Origin of the sequence: Nocardioides lianchengensis, assembly GCF_900101465.1 — a bacterium.
GTDB lineage: Bacteria > Actinomycetota > Actinomycetes > Propionibacteriales > Nocardioidaceae > Nocardioides > Nocardioides lianchengensis.
In genome coordinates, this window is the sequence record NZ_FMZM01000017.1 from 1 (window position 1) to 24,354 (window position 24,354).

Annotated in this window: 24 protein-coding genes and 1 rRNA gene; 23 read left to right on the forward strand and 2 right to left on the reverse strand. The window is 72.7% G+C overall.

Translation table 11 applies throughout. From position 1 onward, the window contains the following. Together rrf and BLT76_RS23580 are read left to right on the forward strand one after the other, a co-directional pair. A 5S ribosomal RNA gene (rrf, locus tag BLT76_RS23575) occupies positions 1–94 on the forward strand; the annotation flags it as partial. A gap of 189 nt (positions 95–283) precedes the next feature. After that, on the forward strand, positions 284–667 hold the full coding sequence (locus BLT76_RS23580; protein ID WP_090860864.1) for a single-stranded DNA-binding protein: 384 nt from the start codon (positions 284–286) through the stop codon (positions 665–667). Here BLT76_RS23580 and BLT76_RS23585 read toward each other — a convergent pair. Then, positions 642–1,766 (reverse strand): DUF1015 family protein, encoded by a 1,125-nt coding sequence (locus BLT76_RS23585; RefSeq protein WP_090860768.1) that lies wholly within the window; start codon positions 1,764–1,766, stop codon positions 642–644. The two genes, BLT76_RS23580 and BLT76_RS23585, sit on opposite strands and share 26 nt — an antisense overlap. A 47-nt stretch (positions 1,767–1,813) precedes the next feature. Between BLT76_RS23585 and BLT76_RS23590 the strand changes: the two genes are divergently transcribed. The 8 genes from BLT76_RS23590 to BLT76_RS23625 all read left to right on the forward strand — a co-directional run bounded on the left by BLT76_RS23590 (position 1,814) and on the right by BLT76_RS23625 (position 10,438). Beyond that, on the forward strand, positions 1,814–2,833 hold the full coding sequence (locus BLT76_RS23590; RefSeq protein ID WP_090860769.1) for an HAD-IIA family hydrolase: 1,020 nt from the start codon (positions 1,814–1,816) through the stop codon (positions 2,831–2,833). Positions 2,834–2,843: 10 nt separating this feature from the next. Beyond that, positions 2,844–3,047, forward strand: a complete 204-nt coding sequence (locus tag BLT76_RS23595) for a hypothetical protein (RefSeq protein ID WP_090860770.1) — start codon at positions 2,844–2,846, stop codon at positions 3,045–3,047. Between the two features lie 7 nt (positions 3,048–3,054). After that, positions 3,055–3,894: a TlyA family RNA methyltransferase gene (locus tag BLT76_RS23600; RefSeq protein ID WP_090860771.1), complete on the forward strand. Its 840-nt coding sequence runs from the start codon at positions 3,055–3,057 to the stop codon at positions 3,892–3,894. Continuing rightward, complete coding sequence (locus tag BLT76_RS23605; protein ID WP_090860772.1) at positions 3,891–4,844, forward strand: NAD kinase; 954 nt, start codon at positions 3,891–3,893, stop codon at positions 4,842–4,844. Before BLT76_RS23600 ends, BLT76_RS23605 begins: the two co-directional genes overlap by 4 nt. Next, positions 4,837–6,591 (forward strand): DNA repair protein RecN, encoded by a 1,755-nt coding sequence (recN, locus tag BLT76_RS23610; protein ID WP_090860773.1) that lies wholly within the window; start codon positions 4,837–4,839, stop codon positions 6,589–6,591. Before BLT76_RS23605 ends, recN begins: the two co-directional genes overlap by 8 nt. A 75-nt stretch (positions 6,592–6,666) precedes the next feature. After that, positions 6,667–7,827 carry a putative cytokinetic ring protein SteA gene (steA, locus tag BLT76_RS23615; RefSeq protein WP_090860774.1) on the forward strand — a complete coding sequence of 387 codons (1,161 nt, stop codon included), beginning with the start codon at positions 6,667–6,669 and terminating at the stop codon, positions 7,825–7,827. 11 nt (positions 7,828–7,838) lie between these two features. Then, positions 7,839–8,726: a copper transporter gene (locus BLT76_RS23620; RefSeq protein WP_170867230.1), complete on the forward strand. Its 888-nt coding sequence runs from the start codon at positions 7,839–7,841 to the stop codon at positions 8,724–8,726. 11 nt (positions 8,727–8,737) lie between these two features. Next, entirely contained in the window at positions 8,738–10,438 is a 1,701-nt protein-coding gene (locus BLT76_RS23625) for a CTP synthase (protein WP_090860776.1), read from the forward strand. A 15-nt stretch (positions 10,439–10,453) separates the two neighbouring features. Here the strand turns inward: BLT76_RS23625 and pepN are convergent, their stop codons facing one another. Next, positions 10,454–12,889 carry an aminopeptidase N gene (gene pepN, locus BLT76_RS23630; RefSeq protein ID WP_090860865.1) on the reverse strand — a complete coding sequence of 812 codons (2,436 nt, stop codon included), beginning with the start codon at positions 12,887–12,889 and terminating at the stop codon, positions 10,454–10,456. 24 nt (positions 12,890–12,913) lie between these two features. Here pepN and BLT76_RS23635 point away from each other — a divergent pair, with 24 nt between their 5' ends. The 13 genes from BLT76_RS23635 (at position 12,914) to BLT76_RS23695 (ending at position 24,351) form a co-directional block, all read left to right on the forward strand. Next, positions 12,914–13,540, forward strand: a complete 627-nt coding sequence (locus tag BLT76_RS23635) for an NUDIX domain-containing protein (RefSeq protein ID WP_090860777.1) — start codon at positions 12,914–12,916, stop codon at positions 13,538–13,540. Then, positions 13,537–14,685, forward strand: coding sequence for an alanine dehydrogenase (ald, locus tag BLT76_RS23640; protein WP_090860778.1), 1,149 nt, complete (start codon positions 13,537–13,539; stop codon positions 14,683–14,685). Before BLT76_RS23635 ends, ald begins: the two co-directional genes overlap by 4 nt. A gap of 4 nt (positions 14,686–14,689) precedes the next feature. Beyond that, on the forward strand, positions 14,690–15,634 hold the full coding sequence (xerD, locus tag BLT76_RS23645) for a site-specific tyrosine recombinase XerD (protein ID WP_179714427.1): 945 nt from the start codon (positions 14,690–14,692) through the stop codon (positions 15,632–15,634). Positions 15,635–15,656: 22 nt separating this feature from the next. After that, positions 15,657–18,284, forward strand: coding sequence for a DEAD/DEAH box helicase (locus tag BLT76_RS23650; protein ID WP_090860779.1), 2,628 nt, complete (start codon positions 15,657–15,659; stop codon positions 18,282–18,284). Between the two features lie 9 nt (positions 18,285–18,293). Continuing rightward, positions 18,294–18,584 (forward strand): GNAT family N-acetyltransferase, encoded by a 291-nt coding sequence (locus tag BLT76_RS23655; protein WP_090860780.1) that lies wholly within the window; start codon positions 18,294–18,296, stop codon positions 18,582–18,584. A 427-nt stretch (positions 18,585–19,011) separates the two neighbouring features. Beyond that, a complete protein-coding gene (locus BLT76_RS23660; RefSeq protein ID WP_244509552.1) occupies positions 19,012–19,827 on the forward strand; it encodes a ParA family protein in 816 nt (271 codons plus the stop codon). Beyond that, a complete protein-coding gene (locus tag BLT76_RS23665) occupies positions 19,812–20,168 on the forward strand; it encodes a hypothetical protein (RefSeq protein ID WP_090860781.1) in 357 nt (118 codons plus the stop codon). The genes BLT76_RS23660 and BLT76_RS23665 overlap by 16 nt, the downstream gene beginning before the upstream one ends. Continuing rightward, positions 20,165–21,043, forward strand: a complete 879-nt coding sequence (locus BLT76_RS23670) for a segregation and condensation protein A (RefSeq protein ID WP_090860782.1) — start codon at positions 20,165–20,167, stop codon at positions 21,041–21,043. The genes BLT76_RS23665 and BLT76_RS23670 overlap by 4 nt, the downstream gene beginning before the upstream one ends. Beyond that, positions 21,040–21,714, forward strand: coding sequence for an SMC-Scp complex subunit ScpB (gene scpB / locus BLT76_RS23675; protein WP_090860783.1), 675 nt, complete (start codon positions 21,040–21,042; stop codon positions 21,712–21,714). Before BLT76_RS23670 ends, scpB begins: the two co-directional genes overlap by 4 nt. After that, entirely contained in the window at positions 21,711–22,478 is a 768-nt protein-coding gene (locus BLT76_RS23680) for a pseudouridine synthase (RefSeq protein ID WP_090860784.1), read from the forward strand. The genes scpB and BLT76_RS23680 overlap by 4 nt, the downstream gene beginning before the upstream one ends. 10 nt (positions 22,479–22,488) lie before the next feature. Continuing rightward, positions 22,489–22,818 (forward strand): nucleoside triphosphate pyrophosphohydrolase family protein, encoded by a 330-nt coding sequence (locus BLT76_RS23685; protein WP_090860785.1) that lies wholly within the window; start codon positions 22,489–22,491, stop codon positions 22,816–22,818. A 338-nt stretch (positions 22,819–23,156) separates the two neighbouring features. Next, positions 23,157–23,951, forward strand: a complete 795-nt coding sequence (locus BLT76_RS23690; protein WP_090860786.1) for a helix-turn-helix domain-containing protein — start codon at positions 23,157–23,159, stop codon at positions 23,949–23,951. A gap of 4 nt (positions 23,952–23,955) precedes the next feature. Further along, positions 23,956–24,351, forward strand: a complete 396-nt coding sequence (locus BLT76_RS23695; RefSeq protein WP_090860787.1) for a VOC family protein — start codon at positions 23,956–23,958, stop codon at positions 24,349–24,351. Positions 24,352–24,354: the final 3 nt, after the last annotated feature.

Genomic DNA, 24,354 nt, shown 5'->3' on the forward strand with positions numbered 1-24,354 from the left:
AACACCCGGTCCCATCCCGAACCCGGAAGTTAAGCCTTTCAGCGCCGATGGTACTGCAGCCGAGAGGCTGTGGGAGAGTAGGACGCCGCCGGACAACTATTCCAATCAGGGCCATCCCTTCGGGGGTGGCCCTGATTGCATTTGTCGGTGGTTGTCGGCTTTGGCTGCGGGCCGTTCGCCGTCCACAGGTAATCCTCCGGCGCGGTCTATCCACACCTGCGCTTTGGTGGAGGTCGGGTTGTCGGAGCTCCGCGGCAGCGTGTGCATCCGGAGGTGGTGTGCGATGGTCGCGCAGACGAAGGATGAAGATCAGGCCGCTGCGACGAGGGCGCCGGTGGATCCGGTCAACGACGTGCGGCTGGTCGGTCGGGTCTCGCAGGACCCCGAACGGCGCGAGTTGCCGAGCGGCGACGTCCTGTGGACGTTCCGGCTGGTGGTGGGACGGTCCGAGGATCGGGCGGCGTCGCGTCAGACGGTCGATGTACTCGACTGTGCCGTGTGGTCGGCGCGCGTGCAGCGCTCGGTCGCCGGATGGCGGCCAGGCGACGTGGTCGAGGTCAGCGGGGCCGTGAGGCGACGGTTCTTCCGGGGCGCCGGCGGTACCGCGTCGCGGGTCGAGATCGAGGTGTCGACTGGTCGCATCATCCGTCGCGCAGCGAGCGGATGAGCACTCCGAGGCTCGGCTTGGGCTGGAAGGAGGTGGCCTTCTCCGGCAGCAGTCGGCCGCTGGCGACGATCCGCAGGACGAGGTCGACGTCAGGTGCGGGGAGCAGGACGGCTACGGCGGTGTCCGGGCTGGCCAGCCCCAGGGCGTCCTCGGCTGAGTGGTGATGCGTGATGCTGCGCGGACCACGGGGCAGGGCGGGAACGACGAGGTCGTGGAGGACCTCGACGGTCGCGCGGTCCTGAGGGACGTCTAGCCGGAGGTTGGCCCAGCCCTCGCCGTCGGTGATCACGAGGGTGGACGGTCCGAGGGCGGCGACAGCCTCCTCCGGGCGCGCGGGCACGAAGTGAGCGCCGATCGTCTCGGCGGCGCGGGCGACGTCCTCGAGCCGGACTCCCGAGAGGACCCGGTGGATGGCGCCGAGAAAGAGCGGCGTGTCGTCGTGGTCGACGAGCATGGCCAACCCCAGGTCGGCGGCGCTGCCGGGGCGACGCTGCTGGAGCCGGAGGTAGGCGGCGTAGCGGTGGTGACCGTCCGCGATCAGCGTCCGGGTGCCGGCGACAGCCTCCTGGATCACGGCGAGCTGCTCAGCATCGCGCAGGGCCCAGACCCGGTGGTGCTGGTCCGCGCGGTCGGTGAACGAGTGATCAGGGCGGCCGCCGCGGAGCCGGTCGAGGATCTCTCGTATCGCGGGTGCGGCTCGGTGGACCAACAGGATGGGGGCCGGGTTCAGGGCCATCTCGGCCATCCGGTCCGCGAGGTCGTCGGCCTGGGCGGGGTGGATCCCCTCGTGAGGGAGCACCGCGGCGTCCTCGATGCGGGTCGCGCGGTGGGAGAGGTCGAGGAGACCCACGAGACCGCGGATGGTCATCCCGCCGGCGGTGTACTCGTGGAGGTAGAGCGCTGGCTCGGGGTCGTGATGCATCTGTCCGCGGGCCTGCCAGCGCGAGAGGCGGCTGGCCACGGAGGTGTAGGGGCGCGCGAACGCGCGGGCCGAGGACGGGTCGCCGATGCGGGACGGGGCGAGCATCAGTCCTCGGAACGGAGTCAGGTGCAGAGGTCCCGCCACGTACGGCGGCGTGACCACGGCACTGGTGTCCATCGTCGCATCGTAGGCTGCAGCGACAACACCACCGTGGAGGAGGCTGCATGCTCGGGTCGTCGGACGTCCCGCTCGCGGAACGCTACGACCTGGCGATGCTCGACCTCGACGGCGTGGTGTACGTCGGAGGCGATGCGGTGCCGGGTGCCCCTGCTCATCTCGAGCGCGCTCGGGACGCCGGCCAGCGGATCGCGTTCATCACGAACAACGCGGCCCGGCCGCCGGAGCGGGTCGCCGAGCATCTTCGTGACCTCGGGGTCGAGGCGGGGACCGAGGACGTCGTGACCTCCGCGCAGGCGGCGGCGCGGGTGCTGGGCGACCGGTTCGGAGCGGGCGCGCGCGTCGTGCTCCTGGGGTCCGACGGGCTTCGCTCGGCGCTCGCCGAGCAGGGGCTGGTCCCGGTCGGCGTGGACGACGAGGCGGTCGCGGTGGTCACCGGCTACGGGCCCGAGGTGCTGTGGCGCGACATCATGCGAGTGGCCGTGCGGGTGCGGGAGGGGCTCGCCTGGGTGGCCAGCAACCGCGACTACACGATTCCGACGGCCTACGGCGTCGCACCGGGGCACGGGGTGCTGGTGGAGACGATCGAGCGGTTCAGCGGCATCACGCCGACGACGGCGGGCAAGCCCGAGCGCCCCCTGCTCGACGAGACGGTGCGACGCGTCGGTGGACGCCAGCCCCTGATGGTGGGCGACCGGTTGGACACCGACATCGAGGGCGCGTGCAACGCGGGGATCGACTCCCTGCTCGTGCTGACCGGCGTGACCGGGCTGACCGAGCTGGTGGCGGCGAAGCCGGGGGAGCGGCCGACGTACCTGGCACCGGACCTGGCCGGGTTGACCGAACCCTGCACGGCACCGGAGGTGGACGGCGCCGTGGTGGCGCTCGGGGGTTGGACGGCCGAGGTGCGCGATGGTGCGCTCGCCGTGTCCGGCGAGGGCGCCCCCGCCGACTGGTGGCGGGTGGTCGCCGTGGCCGGGTGGAACCATCTCGACGAGGCCGGGGAGCCTGCCGACGCCGCCCAGCTCACTCCGCCCCCAGCCTCCTCCGGGAGCGCCGACGGGTAGCCTCGGCCCCATGATCGAGGACGGCGACTTCGGACCCGGGACCCCGGCGCAGGTGCGCACGGGAGTGCCGCGGGTGGACGCGGTGATCGAGGCCGTCGAGCAGCTCGAGGAGCGGCCGATCGAGGAGCACGTGGGCGTCTTCGAGACCGCCCACGAGGCGCTTCGTCGGGCGCTCGACGCCGAGCCCGACGTACCCGCCGACGAGCCGGCCTGATCGGGCCGTGCCACCGCGTCGCCTGCGACTCGACGCCGAGCTGGTCCGCCGTGGACTGGCCCGGTCGCGCGAGCACGCCAGTGAGCTGATCGCCGCGAAGCGGGTCAAGGTCCAGGGCGCCGTGGCCGGCAAGCCGGCCACCGGCGTGACGACCGATGTCGCGATCGTGGTGGCCGACGACCCGGACCGGCCGGACTACGTGTCGCGGGGCGGCCACAAGCTCGCCGGGGCGCTGGGCGCCTTCGGGGCCCTCGGCCTCGCGGTGGAGGGCCGGCGCTGCCTGGACGCGGGGGCGTCGACCGGCGGCTTCACCGACGTCCTGCTGCGGCACGGGGCCGCGCAGGTGGTGGCGGTCGACGTGGGCTACGGCCAGCTGGCCTGGCCGATCCGGCAGGACGAGCGGGTCGTCGTCCACGACCGGACGAACGTGCGCGAGCTGACCCGGGAGCTGATCGGCGGCCCGGTCGACCTGGTCGTCGGCGATCTTTCCTTCATCTCGCTGGAGATCGTGCTCGACGCGTTGCTGGGCGTGACGGCGGACGACGGCGACCTGGCCCTCATGGTCAAGCCGCAGTTCGAGGTCGGCAAGGAGCGGGTCGGCAAGGGAGGCGTGGTCCGCGACCCGGAGCTGCGGGCCGAGGCCGTGACCGGGGTGGCGGACGCGGCCGCCCGGCGGGGCTGGGGTGCCCGGGCCGTGACCGTCAGCCCGCTGCCGGGGCCGTCCGGCAACGTGGAGTTCTTCCTGTGGCTGCGCCAGGGGCCTGCCACGGTGACCGCCGACGACATCCACAGCACGGTGCGGGCTGCCGCCTCCCTGGGGGTGGCGGGTGAGAAGGTGGACCCATGACCGGCCCGAGACGTGTCCTCATGCTGACCCACACGGGTCGCGACGAGGCGCGCGACGTCGCGCTGGCCTTCTGCAAGGCGCTGACGGGGCACGGGATCGTGGTCCGGCTGATCGAGTCCGAGGCGCGTGACCTGGGCCTCGACCCGGCGGCGTACGACCCGACGATCGAGCTGACCGCGGCCGAGGTCGGGGCCAGCGAGGGTTGCGAGCTGGCGCTGGTGATCGGTGGCGACGGGACCATCCTGCGGGCCGCGGAGATCACCCACGCCGCCGGCACGCCCGTGCTCGGGGTCAACCTGGGGCACGTGGGCTTCCTGGCCGAGGCGGAGTACGACCACGTCGAGTCGACGATCGACGCCATCGTCCAGCGCCGCTACGGCGCCGAGGACCGGATGACGCTCGACGTCCGGGTGTTCCACGACGGCGAGCAGGTGTTCCGGACCTTCGCCGTCAACGAGGCCAGCGTGGAGAAGGCGGCGCGCGAGCGGATGCTCGAGGTTGTCGTCGAGGTCGACGGACGGCCGCTGTCGCGGTGGGGGTGCGACGGGGTCGTGTGCGCCACGCCGACCGGCTCGACGGCCTACAACTTCAGTGCGGGCGGCCCGGTGGTGTGGCCCGAGGTCGAGGCCCTGCTGATGGTGCCGATCAGCGCACACGCGCTCTTCGCCCGACCGCTCGTCGTGGCGCCGACCTCGGTGCTCGCGGTCGAGCTGCTCGCACGTGCCGACGGCGCCGGGGTGCTGTGGTGCGACGGTCGGCGAGCGTTCGACCTGCCGCCGGGTGCCCGGATCGAGGTCCGACGGGGTGAGGTGCCGGTTCGTCTGGTCCGGCTCCAGGAGGCGCCGTTCACGGACCGGCTGGTGGCGAAGTTCGGTCTGCCGGTCGAGGGCTGGCGGGGATCGGCCGAGCGCCGGCGCCGTCCCGAGCTGAGGGAGGACCACGATGCTTGAGGAGATCCGGATCGGCTCGCTCGGCGTCATCGACGCCTCGACGCTGGAGCTCGGCCCCGGGCTGACCGTCATCACGGGTGAGACGGGCGCGGGCAAGACCATGGTGGTGACCGCGCTCGGGCTGCTGCTCGGGGGGCGGGCCGATGCGGGGGCCGTGCGCACGGGTGCGCGGACCGCGCGGGTTGAGGGCGTGGTGCACGTCGCGGGCCTGTCCGCGTTCGCGACCGCCGTGGAGGCTGTCGGCGGCGAGGTCGAGGACGAGCGGGTCGTGCTGGCGCGCAACGTGTCGGCCGAGGGCCGGTCGCGGGCGTTCGTGGGCGGTGCGGCCGTCCCGATCTCGACCCTGGCGGGCGTCGCCGAGCCACTCGTGGCGGTGCACGGCCAGTCCGACCAGCACCGGCTGCTCCAGGCCCGGGCCCAGCGCGAGGCGCTGGACCGGTTCGGCGGCGAGCCGCTGGCCGCCCTGGTCGCCGACTACACCGACCTGCACGGCCGGCTGGACGCGACGGAGCGCGAGCTCGAGGAGGTCGTGGCGACCGCGCGGGACCGCGCGCGTGAGGCCGACCTGCTGCGCTTCGGGCTGAGCGAGATCGAGGCCGTGGAACCCGAGCCGGGCGAGGACACGAGCCTGGCTGCCGAGGAGACCCGCCTGGGCTTCGCCGACACCCTGCGTACGGCGGCCGAGCAGGCCCGGGAGGCGCTGTCCAGCGAGCAGGGCTCACCCGATGCGCTCGCGACCACGTCGGCGGCACGCGCGGCGCTCGCGGGGGTCCGCGAGCACGACAGCGAGGCCGGCGAGCTGGCCGACCGGCTGGCCGAGGTGACCTACCTGCTGTCCGACGTGGCGGCCGACGTCGCGTCGTACGCCGCACGGGTGGACACCGACCCGGCGCGGCTCGCGACGGTCTCGGAGCGCCGGGCGGCGCTCACCGCCCTGACCCGCAAGTACGGCGACACCATCGACGAGGTGCTTGCGTGGGCGGCCCAGTCCGCCCAGCGGCTCCTCGACCTCGACGGCACCGACGACCGGATCGTCGAGCTCCGGGCCCAGCAGGAGACGCTGCGCGGTGAGCTGGCCCGGGCGGCCGAGGCGCTCTCGGCGGCGCGGACCGAGGCGGCCGGACGGCTCGCCGAAGTGGTCACGGGCGAGCTCACGCTGCTCGCGATGCCGCACGCCCGGCTGCGCATCGAGGTCCGGCAGACCGAGCTGCCTCAGCCCGACGGCGTCACCCGCGGTGCACCTCTGAAGGTCGGGAAGCGCTGGCTGCGCTACGGCGGCTCCGGCGTGGACGAGGTCGAGCTGCTGCTGGCTGCCAACACCGGCGCCGAGCCGCGTCCGCTCCACAAGGGCGCGTCCGGTGGCGAGCTGTCGCGGGTGATGCTCGCGCTCGAGGTGGCCCTGGCGGGCACCAGCCCGGTGCCGACGTTCGTCTTCGACGAGGTCGACGCCGGCGTCGGCGGTGCGGCCGCGGTCGAGGTGGGCCGGCGACTGGCCCAGCTGGCGCGGACCGCCCAGGTGCTGGTGGTCACCCACCTGCCCCAGGTCGCGGCGTACGCCGACCGCCACGTGGTGGTCGAGAAGTCCAGCGACGGCACCGTCACCAGTTCCGGCCTCACCGTGCTCGACGACACCCAGCGGATCAGCGAGCTGTCGCGGATGATGGCCGGCATGGCCGATTCCGACTCGGGCCTGGCCCACGCCCGTGAGCTGCTCGAGGTGGCCGGGCCGGCGCGCGCCCTGGGGTGACCTGCCCCACGTCGACGCGCCCGGCCGCGCGGGGTTCCCGGACGGGCCGGAACGGTTTGTGACACTGGACCGGCCATGAGACTCAGCTCCCGACAGCGCACCGAGACCGACCTGCCCGGGGTCGTCGGGACCGTCCGGGTCGGCCGTCGTGCCGACCTGCTCGCCCCCCGGCTCCGACCCGGCGACATCGCGGTGATCGATCACACCGACCTGGACCGCGAGAGCGCGCGGGCGCTGGCCGACAGCGGGGCCGTCCTCGTCGTCAACGCCCAGCCGATGATCTCGGGACGGTTCCCGAACCTCGGTCCCGAGGTGCTCGCACGGGCCGGGATCGACCTGGTCGACGGGATCGGGGCCGACGGCTTCGCAGCGATCGCGGACGGCCGGCAGGTCCGGGTCCACGAGGGCCGCGTGCACGTCGGCGAGGCGGAGCGGGCCGCCGGTCGCGTGGTCGACCTCGCGACGGTCGAGGCCGAGATGGAGGCGGCCCGGACCGGCCTCGTCACCCAGCTGGAGTCGCTCACCCGCACCAGCACCGAGTTCCTCCGGCGCGAGCAGGACCTGCTCCTCCACGGCAAGGGTCTCCCGGTGACCGCGACGCGGTTCGCCGACCGGTCCGCGGTGGTCGTGGTCGCCGGACCTGAGCACGAGGCCGAGCTGCGGTCGATCAAGCCGTACCTGAAGGAGCAGGAGCCGGTGCTGGTGGCGGTAGGCCGGGTGGCCGACCGGCTGCGCGAGCGCGGCTACCGACCCGACGTCGTGGTCCTCGACGCCGACGACGACGCCGACCGGCCCAGTGCCGCGGTCCTGAAGGCGGCCCGGGACGTCGTCGTCCGCACCGGCCCGGGCCGGCCCTCCGGCGCCGAGGGCCTGGAGCGGATGGGCGTGCGACCGCTGGTCTTCGAGACCTCGGCCACCGCCGAGGACGCTGCCCTGCTGATCGCCGACGCGGGCGACGCGAAGGTCGTGATCGGGGTCGGGCTGCACGCCAGCCTCGAGGAGTTCCTGGACCGGCAGCGCGGCGGGCTGGCCAGCACCTACCTGACCCGGCTGCGGCTCGGGTCCCGCCTGGTCGACGCGGCCGCCGTACCCCGGCTCTACTCCGGGCGGGTCCGCCCGCACCACCTGCTCCTCGTGATGCTGGCCGGCTTCGTCGCCCTCGCCGCCTCCGTGTCCGTCACCCCCGTCGGCCAGGACTGGCTCGACCAGCTGGCCGACCTTCTGCCCCTCGTCTAGGACCTCTCCCTGTGATCACCTACCGGCACCACATCGCCTCCCTCGTCGCCGTCTTCCTCGCCCTGGCGGTCGGCGTCGTGCTCGGCGGCGGCCCGCTCAGCGAGCTGGGCCGCGCCGAGGAGGGCTCCAGCACCTCGGCGGCGGAGCGTGAGCTCGCCGAGGCGCGGCGCGCCGCCGCCCTCGGCGACGACTTCGCGACCGAGTCGGCCGCGACCCTGTACGGCGGGAAGCTGCGTGGCCACCCCGCCGCGCTGGTGACGCTGCCCGGCGTCGACGAGGACGACGTCCAGGCCCTGACCGCGCAGGTGGAGGCGGCCGGTGGCACCGTCTCCGGGCGGTACGACGTCCGCGAGTCCTTGCTCGACCCGGGCGAGCGGAGCCTGGTCGACTCGCTGGGCAGCCAGCTGATGACGCAGCTGCCCGACGGGTCGGTCGACCTGGAGGCGCCGACGTACGTCCGGATGGGTCAGCTGCTGGGGGTCGCTGCGGCCACGACGGCGGCCGCGGGCGCGCCCGCGGACGCCGACACCACCGCGGTGCGTGAGAGCCTGGCCGCGGGGGGGCTGCTCACCACCGTCGACGACGACGCCGCCAAGGCACCGCTGGTGCTGGTCGCGGTCGGCGACGAGCCCGACGCGGCCGTGCTGGCCGGGCTGATGTCCGGTCTCGCCCAGACCTCCACCGGGGTCGTGGTGGCCGGTGACACGGCCTCGGGACGCCCGGGCGGCGCGCTCGCCCTGCTGCGTTCCGACCCGGCCGGCGAGGAGCTGGCGACCGTCGACGCGGCCGACACGCCGCTCGGCCAGGTGAGCGCCGTCCTCGCCCTGCTGCGGCAGCTGGGCGGCACCGGAGGCGCTTTCGGGGCGTCGGGTGCAGAAGGTGCCGTCCCACTCGGATAGGATGGAGTTCCGTGAAGCCAGGCGCCCCCACCAAGCACATCTTCGTCACCGGAGGCGTTGCCTCCTCTCTCGGGAAGGGGCTCACGGCGTCCAGCCTGGGTCGACTGCTCCGCTCGCGCGGACTGCGGGTGACCATGCAGAAGCTGGACCCCTACCTGAACGTCGATCCCGGGACGATGAACCCGTTCCAGCACGGCGAGGTCTTCGTGACCAACGACGGGGCCGAGACCGACCTCGACATCGGCCACTACGAGCGGTTCCTCGACACCGACCTCAACCAGATCGCCAACGTCACGACCGGTCAGGTCTACTCCAGCGTGATCGCCAAGGAGCGCCGCGGCGACTACCTCGGTGACACCGTGCAGGTGATCCCGCACATCACCAACGAGATCAAGGACCGGATCCGGGCGATGGCCGGGACCGGCGAGGACCAGGTCCACGTCGTGATCACCGAGGTCGGCGGCACGGTCGGCGACATCGAGTCGCTGCCCTTCCTCGAGGCCGCCCGCCAGGTCCGCCACGACGTCGGCCGCGACAACTGCTTCTTCATCCACGTCTCCCTGGTGCCCTACATCGGGCCGTCCGGCGAGCTGAAGACCAAGCCCACGCAGCACTCCGTCGCCGCGCTGCGCCAGGTCGGCATCCAGCCCGACGCCATCGTCTGCCGCGCCGACCGCGAGCTCCCGGACAGCATCAAGGCCAAGATCGCGCTGATGTGCGACGTCGACACCGAAGCGGTCGTCACCGCTGCGGACGCGCCGTCGATCTACGACATCCCGAAGGTGCTGCACCGCGAGGGCCTGGACGCCTACGTCGTACGCCGCCTCGACCTGCCCTTCCACGACGTGGACTGGGAGGTCTGGGACGACCTGCTGCGCAAGGTGCACCACCCCAAGGAGGACGTCACGATCGCGCTGGTCGGCAAGTACGTCGACCTGCCGGACGCCTACCTGTCCGTCGCCGAGGCGCTGCGGGCCGGCGGCTTCGCGCACGAGGCGAAGGTGCACCTGCGCTGGATCCCCTCCGACGAGTGCCGGACGCCGCAGGGCGCGGCCAAGCACCTCAGCGACGTGGACGCGGTCTGTGTCCCGGGTGGCTTCGGCATCCGTGGCCTCGAGGGCAAGCTCGGCGCGCTCACCTACGCCCGGACCCACAAGATCCCGACCCTCGGGCTGTGCCTGGGCCTGCAGTGCATGGTCATCGAGTACTCCCGCAGCGTGCTCGGCCTGACCAAGGCCGGCTCGACGGAGTTCGACCCGGACACCCCGGAGCCGGTGATCGCGACGATGGCCGAGCAGAAGGCGTACGTCGAGGGTGCCGGCGACCTGGGCGGCACCATGCGGCTGGGTCTCTACCCGGCCGAGCTGGCCGAGGGCTCCGTGGTCCGTGAGGCGTACGGCGCGGGCTCGATCGAGGAGCGCCACCGGCACCGCTACGAGGTCAACAACTCCTACCGCGACCAGCTGACCGAGGCCGGCCTGGTGTTCTCGGGCGTCTCGCCCGACAACAATCTGGTCGAGTTCGTCGAGCTGCCGCGCGAGGTGCACCCCTACTACGTGTCGACGCAGGCGCACCCCGAGCTGCGCTCGCGGCCGACCCGCCCGCACCCGCTCTTCGCGGGCCTGGTCGGCGCCGCGATCGAGCGGCAGCGCGAGCTGCGGTTCCCGATCGACGAGAGCGGCCTGCGCCGCGAGCCCGTCGACGAGGACTGAGCGGGTCCCGAGGGGCTAGGCCGACCGCGCTCGCAGCATCCGGGCGAGCCGGTCGGCGCCCATCACCAGCATCGAGCGCACGGGCGCGGGGACGCCGTCGGCCGCGGCGGCCTCCCGGGCCCGCGCGAGGACGGCGTCGTCGCCGATCGGCGGGTAGGTCATCCGGACCAGCGACATCGTCGACAGCAGCCCACCCGGCGGCATGGCCGCGACCTGGTCGAACCAGCGGTGCGCCCAGGGCAGCAGCAGCTCCTGCTGGCCGGGCCGCCAGAACCGGCTGGAGACCTCGCGGACCGCTCCGCCGGCCGGGACCTCGCGGTCCACGAGCAGGGCGGTCCAGGCCTCGGCCTTGCCGGCCTCCGCCGGCGCGGAGGCCCGTACGGCGAGCGCCCGGAACCGGGCCTCCGGGTCCGGGTCGCGATCGAGCAGGGCGGCGACCGCGTCGTCGACCGGCTCGCCGAGCTCGGCGCGGCGGGCGAGCAGCCGCCAGGCCAGGTCGGTGTCGTCGGACGCCGCGGCGTCGAGGAGCGCGCGGTGGGCGTCGCCCGCGGCGGCCCCGGCGACGGTGCGCAGGGCGGAGCCGCGCAGGCCGGGACGCTCGGCGACGCGAGCGGCCACGTCGGCGAGCCGGGCCCGCACCTCGGGCTGGGCGGCGCTCGGCAACCACCGCTCGACCAGCGCGAAGGCGCGGTCCAGGAACGGCTCGACCACCGCCGGGGAGTCCTCCTTCTCGAGGACGTCGAGCAGGCAGCCGGCGACGTCGGTGGCGGCCGCCTCGCCCCGGACGAGCAGGTCCCAGGCGGTCCCGACGGCGACCGCCCGGGACAACGCGTCGGGCAGGGCGCCGGCCGAGGCGAGCAGGGTGCGGGTGGACGCCGGGTCGGTGCGGACGGCGGCGTACGTCAGGTCGCCGTCGTTGAGCAGGTGCAGGTCGGCCTGGGGGAGCGTGACCGCGACCCGGTCGCCGCTGAGCTCGACCGGGACGCGGGCGAGCCGCTCCAGCCGGTCGCCGGACCAGGAGAAGCAGCCGACGTCGAGGCGGTGGGGGCGGGGGAGGCCGCCGTCGGGGGCGGTGCCGACCAGCTCGCCGCCGCCGAGGCTCAGGGTGTCGGCGCCGGTGCGGTCCAGCCAGTCGACCGTCCAGGCGTCCAGGTCGCGTCCGGAGGCCTCCGCGACCGCGCCGACCAGGTCGGCCAGGACGGTGTTGGCGTAGGCGTGCCGGGCGAAGTAGGCCTGCAGACCCGCCACGAAGGCCGGCTCGCCGACGTACTCGACGAGCTGGCGGAGCACCGCCTGGCCCTTGTAGTAGGTGATCCCGTCGAAGTTGGCCGTCGCGTGCGCGACGTCGGGCACCTCGCTGCGGATCGGGTGGGTCGCCGGCGACATGTCCTCGTCGTACGCGACGAGCTTCTCGGCGATCAGGAAGGTGGCCCAGGCGTCGGTGAACTCGGTGGCGTTCGCCATCGCCCAGGTCGACGCGAACGACGCGAAGGCCTCGTTGAGCCAGAGGTCGTCCCACCACCGCATGGTCACCAGGTCGCCGAACCACATGTGGGCCATCTCGTGCAGCACGAAGACGGCCACCCAGCTGCGGTCGTCCGGGGTCGGCTCGGAGCGCGGCAGGATGCCGTCGCCGTACGTCACGCAGCCCCAGTTCTCCATCGCACCGCCGAGGTTGGGCACGAAGACCTGGTCGTAGCGGGCCTGGGGGAACGGGGAGCCGAACCGCTCCCCGAAGAACGCGAGCCCCTGCGCGGTGACCCGGAACAGGTCCTCGGCGTCGCGCTCGAGGACGGCGCGGATGGACTGACGGCTGTAGAGACCGAGGTCGTAGCCGTCGCGCTGCGCGCGGATCTCGTGGAAGGGGCCGGCGTTCACGACGACGACGTACGTCGAGAGCGGCGGGGTGTCGGCGAACCGCCAGGTCCGGCCGCCGTCCTCGGCGTCGACCACGGAGTCGGGGGCGGTGCAGCTGGTGACCGTCCACGCCGTCGGGGCGTGCACCGTGAAGGCGTGCGGCGCCTTGAGGTCGGGCTGGTCGAAGCAGGCCCACGCCCGGCGCGCCTCGTCGGGCTCGAAGGACGACCAGACGTAGACCAGGCCGTCGGTGTCGACGGTGCGCAGGATGCCCTGGCCGTCGGCCGTCTCGTCGGTGTCCATCGCGACGACCAGCACGTTGTCGGCCGCCAGGTCGCGCAGCGGCAGCCGGCCCTCGGCGACCTCGGCCGGGTCCAGCGCGACGCCGTTCAGCGTCGCCCGGCGCACGACGCCGGCCGCGTCCACGAACGTCGACGCCCCCGGTTCGTGGCACTGGAACGAGATGGTGGCCACCGAGGACCAGCGCTCACCCTCGAGCAGGCCGCGCAGGTCGACCTCGAGGTCGTAGCGGTCCACGGTCAGGAGGGCGGCACGCCCCTCGGCCTCGGCACGGGTCAGGCTGCGGTCGCTCACGCTCGCCACGGTAGCGTCCGGAGCATGCCCGACGACCGCCCCGAGCTCCGCGACGTACCCGTGACCTGGCCGGTCGTGGCCACCCAGGACCTGCACCGCGACGACTGGGTGATGGCGCTGCGGTCCGACACGGTCCGCCGTACGCCGGAGGAGGAGCCGTTCACGCGACTGGTGCTGGAGCACCCGGGCGCGGCGATCATCCTCGCGGTCGACGAGCAGGAGCGGGTCTTCTGCCTCTGGCAGTACCGGCACCCGGCCGGGCGACGGTTCGTCGAGCTGCCTGCCGGGCTCTGCGACGGCGACGACGGCGAGTCGCCGCTCGACGTCGCCCGTCGCGAGCTGCGCGAGGAGGCACTGCTCGAGGCCGAGGAGTGGACCCACCTGACCTCGGTGTGGTCCTCGCCGGGGATCATCGCGGAGGTCCAGCACCTCTACCTCGCGCGCGGGCTGCGGGCGGTCGACCGCGGCGACTTCGTGCTGCGGCACGAGGAGGCCGACATGGACACCGCCTGGGTGCCCTTCGACGAGCTGCTGGAGGCCGTGCTGGCGGGTCGTGTCACCGATGCGCCGCTGGTCACGGCAATACTGATGGCGCAGGCACGGGGTCTCGTGCCCTCGGATCGGTCGACGAGCAGAGGAGACGCACGGTGAAGATCGGCATCCCGAAGGAAGTCAAGAACCACGAGTACCGCGTGGCGATCACGCCGATCGGGGTGCACGAGCTGGTCGCGCACGGCCACCAGGTCTTCATCGAGACCGGGGCCGGGGTGGGCTCGTCGATCACCGACGAGGAGTACGTCGCCGAGGGCGCCACCATCGTGCCGGACGCCGACGCCGCCTGGGGCACCGACGGCAGCATCGACCTGGTGCTGAAGGTCAAGGAGCCGGTGGCCGAGGAGTACCACCGGATGCGCGAGGGCCTGACCCTCTTCACCTACCTCCACCTCGCCGCCGACAAGCCGCTGACCGAGGAGCTGCTGGCCCGCAAGGTCACCGGCATCGCCTACGAGACGGTCCAGCTGCCGAGCGGCGGGCTGCCGCTGCTCTACCCGATGTCGGAGGTCGCGGGCTGCCTCGCCCCCCAGGTCGGGGCCTACTCGATGCTCAAGGCCCAGGGCGGCCGGGGCGTGCTGATGGGCGGGGTGGGTGGCGTCGCGAACGCCAAGGTCGTCATCATCGGCGCCGGCGTCAGCGGTCAGAACGCCGCCAACATCGCGCTCGGCATGGGCGCCGACGTGACCCTGCTCGACACCGACCTCGACAAGCTGCGGATGTCGTTCTGGCGCTACAACAACCAGGTGCACGGCCTCGCGTCGTCGAAGCTGGCCATCGAGCAGCACGTCACCGAGGCCGACATGGTCATCGGCGCGGTGCTGATCCCGGGTGCGGCCGCGCCGAAGCTGGTCTCCAACGAGCTCGTCAGCGCGATGAAGCCGGGCTCGGTGCTGGTCGACATCGCGGTCGACCAGGGCGGGTGCTTCGAGGACACGCACCCCACCACCCACGCGGACCCGACGTACACGGTCCACAACTCGACGTTCTACTGCGTGGCCAACATGCCGGGCGCGGTGCCGAACACGTCGACGTACGCCCTGACCAACGCCACGCTGCCGTACGCCGTCGCGCTGGCCGACAAGGGCTGGGCCGCGGCCTGCGCCGACAACGACGCGCTCGCGCTCGGCCTGAACACCTACGACGGGCTGCTCACCAACGAGCCGGTCGCCGACGCGGTCGGCCTGGAGGCCACCGACCTCGACACCGTGCTGCACAGTGCCCTGGGTCGAGCCCTTGGCTGAGGCGGTGGCGGTCCGGTCGGACGGCGTCGCGCGCGCCGTCCGCACCTACCTCGACCACCTCACCGTCGAGCGTGGGCTGGCGGCCAACACGCTGACGTCGTACCGGCGCGATCTGCGGCGCTACCAGGAGTACCTCGCCGAGGTCGGGGTCGAGGACCTCTCGGCGATCGCGGAGGCGACGGTCTCGGCCTTCCTGGTGCGGCTGCGCGAGGGCGACGCCGACCACCCGCCGCTGAGCTCGACGTCCGCGGCCCGGACCGTGGTGGCGGTGCGCGGCTTCCACAAGTTCGCCGTGGCCGACGGCCTGGCCGAGCTCGACCCGGCGGGTGCGGTGAAGCCGCCGACGCCGGCGAAGCGGCTGCCCAAGGCGCTGCCGCTCTCGGACGTCGAGGCCATCCTGGAGGCCGCGGGCTCCCCGGGTACGACGCTCGCGCTGCGGGACCGCGCGCTGCTGGAGGTCCTCTACGGCACCGGCGCGCGGATCTCGGAGGCGGTCGGGCTCGACGTCGACGACCTCGACGTCGATGCCACGCAGGAGGTCGGCACGGTGCTGCTGCGCGGCAAGGGCAGCAAGGAGCGGATCGTGCCGGTCGGGTCCTACGCGCGGGAGGCGGTCGACGCCTACCTGGTGCGCGGGCGTCCCGAGCTGGTCGCCACCGGAAAGGGCACCCCGGCGCTGTTCCTCAACGCACGCGGTGGCCGGCTCTCGCGGCAGTCCGCGTGGGCGGTCCTGCAGCGTGCCGCCGACCGGGCCGGCGTGACCCGCGACGTCTCCCCGCACACCCTGCGGCACTCGTTCGCCACCCACCTGCTCGACGGCGGCGCCGACGTCCGCGTCGTGCAGGAGCTGCTCGGCCACGCCTCGGTCACCACGACCCAGATCTACACGCTGGTCACCGTCGACAACCTGCGCGAGGTCTTCGCCACGGCCCATCCGCGGGCCCGGTAGCCCTGTCGGGGAGGATGGGGCCGTGAGCGCCGACGACCTGCTGGACCAGATCACCTCCGCGGTCGCCGAGCGCGGGTTGGAGCTCTACCCGCACCAGGAGGAGGCGATCCTCGCCCTGCTGGCCGGCGACAACGTGGTCCTCGCGACGCCGACCGGCTCGGGCAAGTCGCTGGTGGCCGAGGCGGCGCACCGGGCCGCGCTGGCCGACGACCGGGTGTCGTTCTACACCGCACCGATCAAGGCGCTGGTGAGCGAGAAGTTCTTCGCACTGTGCGAGATCTTCGGCGCCGCCGACGTCGGCATGCTCACCGGGGACGCGGCGGTGAACCCGGACGCCCCGATCATCTGCTGCACCGCCGAGATCCTGGCCAACATCGCGCTGCGCGAGGGCGACAGCGCGGACGTCGGCCTGGTGGTCATGGACGAGTTCCACTTCTACGGCGAGCCGGACCGCGGCTGGGCCTGGCAGGTCCCGCTGCTGGAGCTGCCGCAGGCCCAGTTCCTGCTGATGTCGGCGACCCTGGGCGACGTCACCGAGCTGGCCGAGGACCTCACCCGGCGCAACGGCCGCGACACCACCGTGGTGGACCAGGCCGAGCGGCCGGTGCCGCTGTCGTTCGGCTGGTCGCTGGAGCCGATGCCCGAGCGGCTCGAGGAGCTGGTCACGACCGGTCAGGCTCCGGTCTACGTCGTGCACTTCACCCAGGCCGCGGCTGTCGAGCACGCGACCGGGCTGGCGACGGTGAAGTGGATTCCGAAGCCCGGTCTCGAGGCTCGCTCCGCTCACACCTCAACCACCGAGTTCTCACGGATCCTCGACGAGGTCCGCTTCGGCGCCGGGTTCGGCAAGACGCTCTCCAAGCTGCTGCGCAAGGGCATCGGCGTCCACCACGCGGGGATGCTGCCGCGCTACCGGCGGCTGGTGGAGCAGCTGGCCCAGCAGGGACTGCTCTCCGTCATCTGCGGCACCGACACCCTCGGCGTCGGGATCAATGTCCCGATCCGCACGGTGCTGTTCACCGGGCTGGCCAAGTTCGACGGCAACCGGCAACGGGTGCTGCGGTCGCGGGAGTTCCTGCAGATCGCCGGGCGGGCCGGACGGGCGGGCTTCGACACCGCCGGCTACGTCGTGGTGCAGGCGCCCGAGCACGTCATCGAGAACGAGAAGGCCAAGGCCAAGGCCGACGCCAAGAACGCCGCGATGAGCGTCGAGAAGCAGGCCAAGCGCAAGAGCAAGGCCCAGCTCAAGAAGGCCCCCGAGGGCGCGGTGGTGTGGACCGAGCAGACCTTCGACAAGCTGGTCGCCGGCACTCCCGAGCCGCTGGTCTCACGGATGCGGGTCGACAACTCGATGCTGCTCAACGTGCTGGTGCGCGAGGAGGACGCCTTCCCCGTCCTGCGCCGGCTGCTGACCGACAACCACGAGGACCGGCGCAACCAGCTCCGGCTGTCGCGACGGGCGCTGCGCCTGGCCCGGTCGCTGGTCCACTCGGGGGTGCTGACCCGGCTCGAGGAGCCCGACGAGTTCGGTCGGCGCTACGTGGTGACCGAGGACCTGCCCGTGGACTTCGCGCTCAACCAGCCGCTGGCGCACTTCGCGCTCGCGGCGCTCGACGTACTCGACGTGGAGGCGGACGAGCACACGCTCGACATCGTCTCGGTGATCGAGTCGGTGCTCGAGGCGCCCCGGCAGATCCTGTTCGCCCAGCAGCACGCGGCCCGGGGCGAGGCGGTCAACGAGATGAAGGCCGACGGGATCGAGTACGAGGAGCGGATGCGGCTGCTGGAGGAGATCACCTGGCCGCAGCCGCTGGCCGAGCTGCTGGGGGCGACGTACGAGATCTACCGTGGGCGGCACCCGTGGCTGCCCGAGGACGCGCTGTCGCCGAAGTCGATCGTGCGGGAGATGTACGAGCAGGGGATGTCGTTCACCGACTTCGTCTCGCGCTACCAGCTGGCGCGGTCCGAGGGGCTGGTGCTGCGCTACCTCACCGACGCCTACCGCACGCTGCGCCAGACCGTCCCGGAGTCGCACCGCACGCCCGAGCTGGAGGAGCTGGGGGAGTGGCTGGGCGAGACCATCCGCCAGACCGACTCCTCGCTGCTCGACGAGTGGGAGGCCCTGAGCGACCCGGCGGCAGCGCTGGCGCGTCGCAGCGGCGAGCTCGCGCACCACGAGCCGCCGCCCCCGCCCCGGCCGCTCTCGAAGCAGGACCGGGCCTTCAAGGTGATGGTCCGCAACGCGATGTGGCGCCGCGTCGAGCTGGTGGCCCGCGACGACCTGACCGGGCTCATGGCACTCGAGCGGGCCGCGGCCGACCGCACCGAGCCGGCGCGGGAGGTCGTGATGACCCGGTCGGCCTGGGACGCGGCGATCGAGGACTACTACGCCGAGCACGACACCGTCCGCACCGACGGCGACGCCCGCGGCCCGGCCCTGCTCGAGATCGAGCCGGCCACCGGCACCCCGGCCGGCGCGGACGACACGGACGGGCCGCTCGCCGTACGGCTGTGGCGGCTGCGGCAGACGATCCACGACCCCGAGGACCACCACGACTGGGTGATCGACGCGATCGCCGACCTGGACGCCACCGACGCGGCCGGCGAGCTGGTGCTGGCCACCACGGCCTTCCACCGGCTGGGTGGCTAGGCTCGAGCCATGAGTGACGTGGAGGTCAGCAACAACAGCGACGAGTCCCGCTACGAGGCGCTGGTGGACGGCGAGCTCGCCGGCGTCGCCGTCTACGTCCTGCAGGGCACCGAGTCGATCATCTTCACCCACACCGAGGTCGCCGATGCATTCGAGGGCAAGGGCGTCGGCTCCGCGCTGGCCCGGTTCGCGCTCGACGACGTACGACGTGAAGGCACGCGCAAGGTCGTCCCGCGCTGCCCGTTCATCAAGGGCTGGATCGACAAGCACCCCGACTACGCGGACCTGGTGCGCGCCTAGTTCTCCACAGATTGGTGCACAGGCGGGTCTCTGCCTGTGCACCAGCACCGGGGCCGAGTGCACAGGCGGGCCTCCCGACCGGTGCACTCGACCCCTGCCTGACGGCCCCGGGTTGTGGGTCGTCGGACCCCGGTCCTAGGCTCGCGCGGAAGCCGCCGCCGTGTCGCCGTGTCGACAATTGACGGCGGGGCGGGACAGGCACACTGGTACCACCAGGACGGTGGTCCGACACGTGAGGGGAATCGGTCGCATGGAGGACAGCAGTGCGCCGGAGATGCCCCCGCGGACCCGGGTCCCCGTCCCGTCGACACCCTCCCCTGCACAGCACCCCACCCGCGACACCGGAGAAGAGCACCCCTTGAGCGACCCCCTGCCGTTCGAGCGCCCCGCGAACGCCGACGTGAAGCTCGGCCCGACCGGACGCCCGATGCCCGAGCTGCCCGAGCCGCGGGCGCTCACCGAGCACGGCAACGCGCGGGTGGTGTCGATGTGCAACCAGAAGGGCGGCGTCGGCAAGACGACGACCACCATCAACCTAGGTGCCTCGCTGGCCGAGCTCGGCCGCAAGGTGCTCCTGGTCGACTTCGACCCGCAGGGCTCGCTCTCGGTCGGGCTGGGCCTGAACCCGCACGAGATGGACCTGTCCATCTACAACCTGCTGATGGACCGCGAGGTCGGGGTCGAGGACGTCATCGTCCCGACCGGCGTCGCCGGCATGGACCTGCTGCCCTCCAACATCGACCTCTCCGCCGCCGAGGTGCAGCTGGTCCACGAGGTCGCGCGCGAGCAGACCCTGCAGCGGGTGCTCGCCCCGGCCATCGCCCAGTACGACGTCATCCTCATCGACTGTCAGCCCTCGCTGGGCCTGCTGACCGTCAACGCGCTGACCGCCTCCGACGGCGTGATCGTGCCGCTCGAGTGCGAGTACTTCGCGCTGCGCGGTGTCGCGCTGCTGAAGACCACGATCGACAAGGTGCGCGAGCGGCTCAACCCGCGCCTGGAGATCGACGGCGTCCTCGGCACCATGTTCGACGGCCGCACCCTGCACAGTCGTGAGGTCATGGACCGGCTGGTGCAGGCCTGGGGCGACAAGGTCTTCCACACCGTCATCCGCCGGACGGTCAAGTTCTCCGACTCGACGGTCGCCGGCGAGCCGATCACGTCGTACGCCTCGACGTCGGCCGGCGCCGACTCCTACCGCCAGCTGGCCAAGGAGGTGCTCGCCGCGTGGCCCGACGCGTGAGCATGCCGGCTGCCGACGACCTGTTCCGCCCCACCGTCGAGGCGGAGCAGCCGAAATCGGTGCGCGCCGTCCCCGACGAGCCGGAAGGCCCCGAGGCGCCCGAGGCCCCGGAGGGCCGGCGCAAGCCCAGCGGCCGGGTGCGTCACGACGAGAAGATGACGGTCTACGTCACGTCCGACGAGCTGCTTGAGATCGAGCACGCCCGGCTCGCGCTGCGCCGCGGCCAGGGCCTCGCGGTCGACCGCGGCCGGCTGGTGCGCGAGGCGATCTCCCTGGTGCTGGCCGACTACGAGGAGAACGGCGACGACAGCGCGCTGGTCCGGCGGCTGACCGAGGGATGAGTGGCCCGGTCGCCGAGCAGGAGACGGAGCAGGCGCCCGGCTTCGCGCTGCACCTGGACAACTTCGAGGGTCCCTTCGACCTGCTCCTGAGCCTGATCTCCAAGCACAAGCTCGACATCACCGAGGTGGCCCTGTCAAAGGTCACCGACGAGTTCATCGCCCACGTCAAGGCCGGGGGACCGGTGTGGGAGCTGGAGGAGACCACCTCGTTCCTGCTGGTCGCCTCCACGCTGCTCGACCTCAAGGCCGCCCGGCTGCTGCCTCAGGGCGACGTCGAGGACGAGGAGGACCTCGCCCTGCTGGAGGCCCGCGACCTGCTGTTCGCGCGGCTGATGCAGTACAAGGCGTTCAAGCAGGTGGCGAGCGTCCTCGAGACCCGGTTGGCGGGGGAGGCACAGCGGCACCCGCGGGCCGTCGGGCTGGAGGATCGGTTCGCCCAGCTGCTGCCCGAGGTGCTGATCGGCATCGGCCTCGAACAGTTCGCGGCGCTCGCCGCCAAGGCGCTGGAGCCGAAGCCGGTCCTCGAGCTGACCCTGCACCACATCCACGCCGCCAAGGTGAGCGTGCGCGAGCAGGCCGGCATCGTGGTCGACCGGCTCCGTCGTACGGGCACGATGACCTTCCGCGCGCTGTGCGGCGACTCGCCCGACACGCTCACCACCGTGGCCCGGTTCCTGTCGCTGCTGGAGCTGTTCCGCGAGGGGGCGGTCTCCTTCGACCAGGTCACCCCCTTGGGCGAGCTGACCGTGCGCTGGACCGGCGCCGACGACGTGGAGGCCGAGGACCTGGTCACCGACGAGTTCGAGGGCGCGCCGCCGGAGCCCGCCGTACCCGAGACAGCCGAGACTCCCGAGACTCCTGAGGAGGAGCAATGAGCGAGACCGAGGACCAGCTGCCGGTGTCGGTGGTGGCCTTGCGGCCGTCGCTGGAGGCGGTGCTGATGGTCGCCGACCAGCCGCTCGACGTGGCGAGCCTGGCCAGCGCGGTCGGCTACCCGGTCGACGACGTGACCGGCGCGCTCGCCGCGCTGGCGGCGGAGTACGACGAGCAGGGCCGCGGCTTCGAGCTGCGCCACGTGGCCGGCGGCTGGCGCTTCTACACGCGCGAGGAGTACGCCGTCGTCGTGGAGGCGTTCGTCCTCGAGGGGCAGCAGGCCCGGCTCACCCAGGCCGCGCTGGAGACCCTGGCGGTCGTCGCCTACAAGCAGCCCGTCTCGCGCGCGCGGGTCTCGGCGATCCGCGGCGTGAACGTCGACGGGGTCATGCGCACCCTGCTGACCCGAGGGCTGGTCGAGGAGGCCGGGCAGGACGGCGAGACCGGCGCCAACCTCTACCGGACCACCCGCTACTTCCTGGAGCGGATCGGCGTCACGTCGCTCGACGAGCTGCCGGAGCTGGCGCCGTACCTCCCGGACATGGACGATCTCGAGCAGGAGCTGGCCGAGATGGCTGCCCCGACTCCGACTCCGGCCACGTCGCCCGAGCACCACCCTTCTCCCCACAGCGGCCAGGGCACCGAGCCCGATGGCGGAACGGACGTCACATGAGCAGCGGCAGCGCCGAGACCGGTCTCCAGACGGACGCAGACGGCCTGATCCGGCTGCAGAAGCTGCTGGCGATGTCGAACGTCGCCTCGCGGCGCAAGTGCGAGGAGCTGATGCTCGACGGGAAGGTCGAGGTGGACGGTGAGGTGATCACCCGCCTCGGCACCAAGGTCGACCCGCGCACCGCGGTGATCCGCGTCGACGGCAAGCGACTGCCCCCGGTGTCGGAGAAGGTCTACCTGGTGCTGAACAAGCCGCGGGGGGTCGTCTCGACGATGTCGGACCCCGAGGGTCGTCGTACCCTCCAGGACCTGGTGGCCGACCGGCCCGAGCGGCTCTTCCACGTCGGCCGGCTCGACACCGACACGTCCGGGCTCATCATCCTGACCAACGACGGCGACTTCGCCCAGCGGCTCGCGCACCCGTCGTACGAGGTGGACAAGACCTACGTCGCCGAGGTCGAGGGCGAGATCTACCGGCGCACGCTGAAGTCGCTGCTCGAGGGCGTCACGCTCGACGACGGGCCGGTGACGGTCTCGCGGGTGCGGATGATCGAGTCCGGCAAGGAGAAGTCGATCGTCGAGCTCGTCATCCACGAGGGCCGCAACCGGATCGTGCGGCGGCTGATGGACCACCTCGGTCACCCCGTACGACGCCTCACCCGCACCCAGCTCGGTCCCGTCGTGCTGCGGGGGCTGAAGTCGGGGGAGATGCGCGAGCTGACGCTCGACGAGCTGGGCGAGCTGCTGGACAACGCGAAGCTGTAGGGGATCGGCCGTGGACTGCGACGACTACCAGCGCGCCGCGATGCGCACCGCCCGCGACCGGGACGCTCCGCACGAGTTCGTGCACCTCGTGCTGGGCCTGGTGGGCGAGGCGGGCGAGGTCGCCGAGAAGGTCAAGAAGCTGGTGCGCGACAAGGACGGCGACCTCGCCCAGCTCGATCGAGACGACATGGCCGCCGAGCTGGGCGACGTGCTCTGGTACGCCGCCGTCCTGGCGGACTTCCTGGGGCTGTCGCTCGACGACGTCGCGCAGCGCAACATCGACAAGCTCGCCGACCGGCAGCGCCGTGCGGTCCTCGGCGGGTCCGGCGACCACCGCTGAAGGTTGGGCAGCGGTCGGTGCTCGGCCCGCTGCCTCAGCGACGAGGTGGGTGCCGGTGGGTCGACGCGGGGTGGTCCATTCGAACGTGGTCCGGCCTGTTCCTTCCGAGGGGCTGTGGGTGAAGCCTTGGGGAGTCGGTCAACGAGGGAGTGAGTGAGGGCCAGGTGGCCCCCACTGCGTACTGTTCGAGAGGTCCCTCCGGAGGAGTCGCGGGGAGCGGTCCGCGGCCCACGACCGCCACGTCGGCCGGGTCAACGTGGGCTCTTGGGCTGCGGGGGTTTCGACACGGTCGCTCGCGCGATCTGCTCAACCACCGGCGGGCGAACTAGCCTGACGACATGGCCGTGCCGCGGGCCCTCGCGCCGTACGTCTCGTCCCTGACGACGTACGACGTCGACCTGGGCGGGCCGGGGGTGCACCGGGGGCTGCCGTCGACGTCGCTGACCTTCGTGCTGCCCGTGGATGCGCCGCTGCAGGTGTCGTGGGTCGGGCGGTCGCAGACTCGGACGAGCGGGTGGTCGAGCGTGTCCGGGCTCCACACGGAGGCGGCGGAGATTCATCACGACGGCACCCAGCGGGGCGTCCAGTTGGCGCTGACGACGGCGGGTGCGCGGGCGCTGCTGGGCGTCGGTGCGGCGGAGCTGAGCGGGGAGCTGCTCGACCTGACGGAGGTCTCGCCGTGCCTCCGCCACCTGCCGGAGCAGCTGGCGGAGGAACCGGACGAGCAGCGGTGGGCAGCGCTGGTCGGGCGCGAGCTGACGGCCGCGCTGGCCCGGCACGGCGAGTCGCGCCCGCGAGCCGCTGTCGGTCGGGCGCTCGCCGGGCTCACCCGGGGTGCGCGGGTGCAGGACGTGGCGGCCGAGGTCGGCTACAGCCGCCGCCACCTGGCGACGCTGGTCCGGGCCGAGTGCGGCCTGACGCCGAAGGAGCTGCAGCGGGTGGGCCGCTTCGAGCGCAGCCGCCGGCTCGTGGGGACCACGCCGCTGGGGGAGGTCGCCGTACGGTGCGGGTACGCCGACCAGGCCCACCTCACTCGCGAGTGGGTCGCGCTGGCGGGCTGTCCGCCGAGCACCTGGCTGCGCGAGGAGTTCCCGTTCCTTCAAGACAGCGGGGTCGACGACGGAGCAGGCTGAGGCCATGACCACAGCAGCCGATGTCCGCCTCTGGCACACCCTCTCCTTCCGCGACGCCGACGCGATGATCGCCTGGCTCACCGAGGTCGGCTTCACCGAGCACGCGACGTACCGCGACGAGACGGACCTCTCGGTGGTCGTGCACGCCGAGTGGCTGTGGCCCGGGGGAGGTGGTGGCCTGATGTTCGGGAGCGCGCGCCCCGGCGCGGCTGTCGACAACGTGGGAGGCTCCGCGGCGTACCTCGTCGTCGACGACCCGGACGCCGTCTTCGACCGTGCCGTGGCGGCCGGGGCGAGCGTCGAGCGGCCCATGGTCGACCAGGAGTACGGCGGCCGCGGCGGCAGCGTCGCGGATCCGGAGGGCAACCACTGGTCGTTCGGGGACTACCAGCCTCGGTAGGGT

What these genes read in the sequence shown, in the direction of transcription:
- BLT76_RS23635 (WP_090860777.1), top strand. Translation starts at nt 12,914, where the DNA reads ATGCCCGACGACCGCCCCGAGCTCCGCGACGTACCCGTGACCTGGCCG.
- BLT76_RS23680 (WP_090860784.1), top strand. Translation starts at nt 21,711, where the DNA reads ATGAGCAGCGGCAGCGCCGAGACCGGTCTCCAGACGGACGCAGACGGC.
- BLT76_RS23585 (WP_090860768.1), bottom strand. Translation starts at nt 1,766, where the DNA reads ATGGACACCAGTGCCGTGGTCACGCCGCCGTACGTGGCGGGACCTCTG.
- steA (WP_090860774.1), top strand. Translation starts at nt 6,667, where the DNA reads ATGAGACTCAGCTCCCGACAGCGCACCGAGACCGACCTGCCCGGGGTC.
- BLT76_RS23660 (WP_244509552.1), top strand. Translation starts at nt 19,012, where the DNA reads ATGCCCGAGCTGCCCGAGCCGCGGGCGCTCACCGAGCACGGCAACGCG.
- BLT76_RS23595 (WP_090860770.1), top strand. Translation starts at nt 2,844, where the DNA reads ATGATCGAGGACGGCGACTTCGGACCCGGGACCCCGGCGCAGGTGCGC.
- BLT76_RS23605 (WP_090860772.1), top strand. Translation starts at nt 3,891, where the DNA reads ATGACCGGCCCGAGACGTGTCCTCATGCTGACCCACACGGGTCGCGAC.
- BLT76_RS23670 (WP_090860782.1), top strand. Translation starts at nt 20,165, where the DNA reads ATGAGTGGCCCGGTCGCCGAGCAGGAGACGGAGCAGGCGCCCGGCTTC.
- BLT76_RS23695 (WP_090860787.1), top strand. Translation starts at nt 23,956, where the DNA reads ATGACCACAGCAGCCGATGTCCGCCTCTGGCACACCCTCTCCTTCCGC.
- recN (WP_090860773.1), top strand. Translation starts at nt 4,837, where the DNA reads ATGCTTGAGGAGATCCGGATCGGCTCGCTCGGCGTCATCGACGCCTCG.
- BLT76_RS23690 (WP_090860786.1), top strand. Translation starts at nt 23,157, where the DNA reads ATGGCCGTGCCGCGGGCCCTCGCGCCGTACGTCTCGTCCCTGACGACG.
- BLT76_RS23655 (WP_090860780.1), top strand. Translation starts at nt 18,294, where the DNA reads ATGAGTGACGTGGAGGTCAGCAACAACAGCGACGAGTCCCGCTACGAG.
- scpB (WP_090860783.1), top strand. Translation starts at nt 21,040, where the DNA reads ATGAGCGAGACCGAGGACCAGCTGCCGGTGTCGGTGGTGGCCTTGCGG.
- BLT76_RS23580 (WP_090860864.1), top strand. Translation starts at nt 284, where the DNA reads ATGGTCGCGCAGACGAAGGATGAAGATCAGGCCGCTGCGACGAGGGCG.
- BLT76_RS23590 (WP_090860769.1), top strand. Translation starts at nt 1,814, where the DNA reads ATGCTCGGGTCGTCGGACGTCCCGCTCGCGGAACGCTACGACCTGGCG.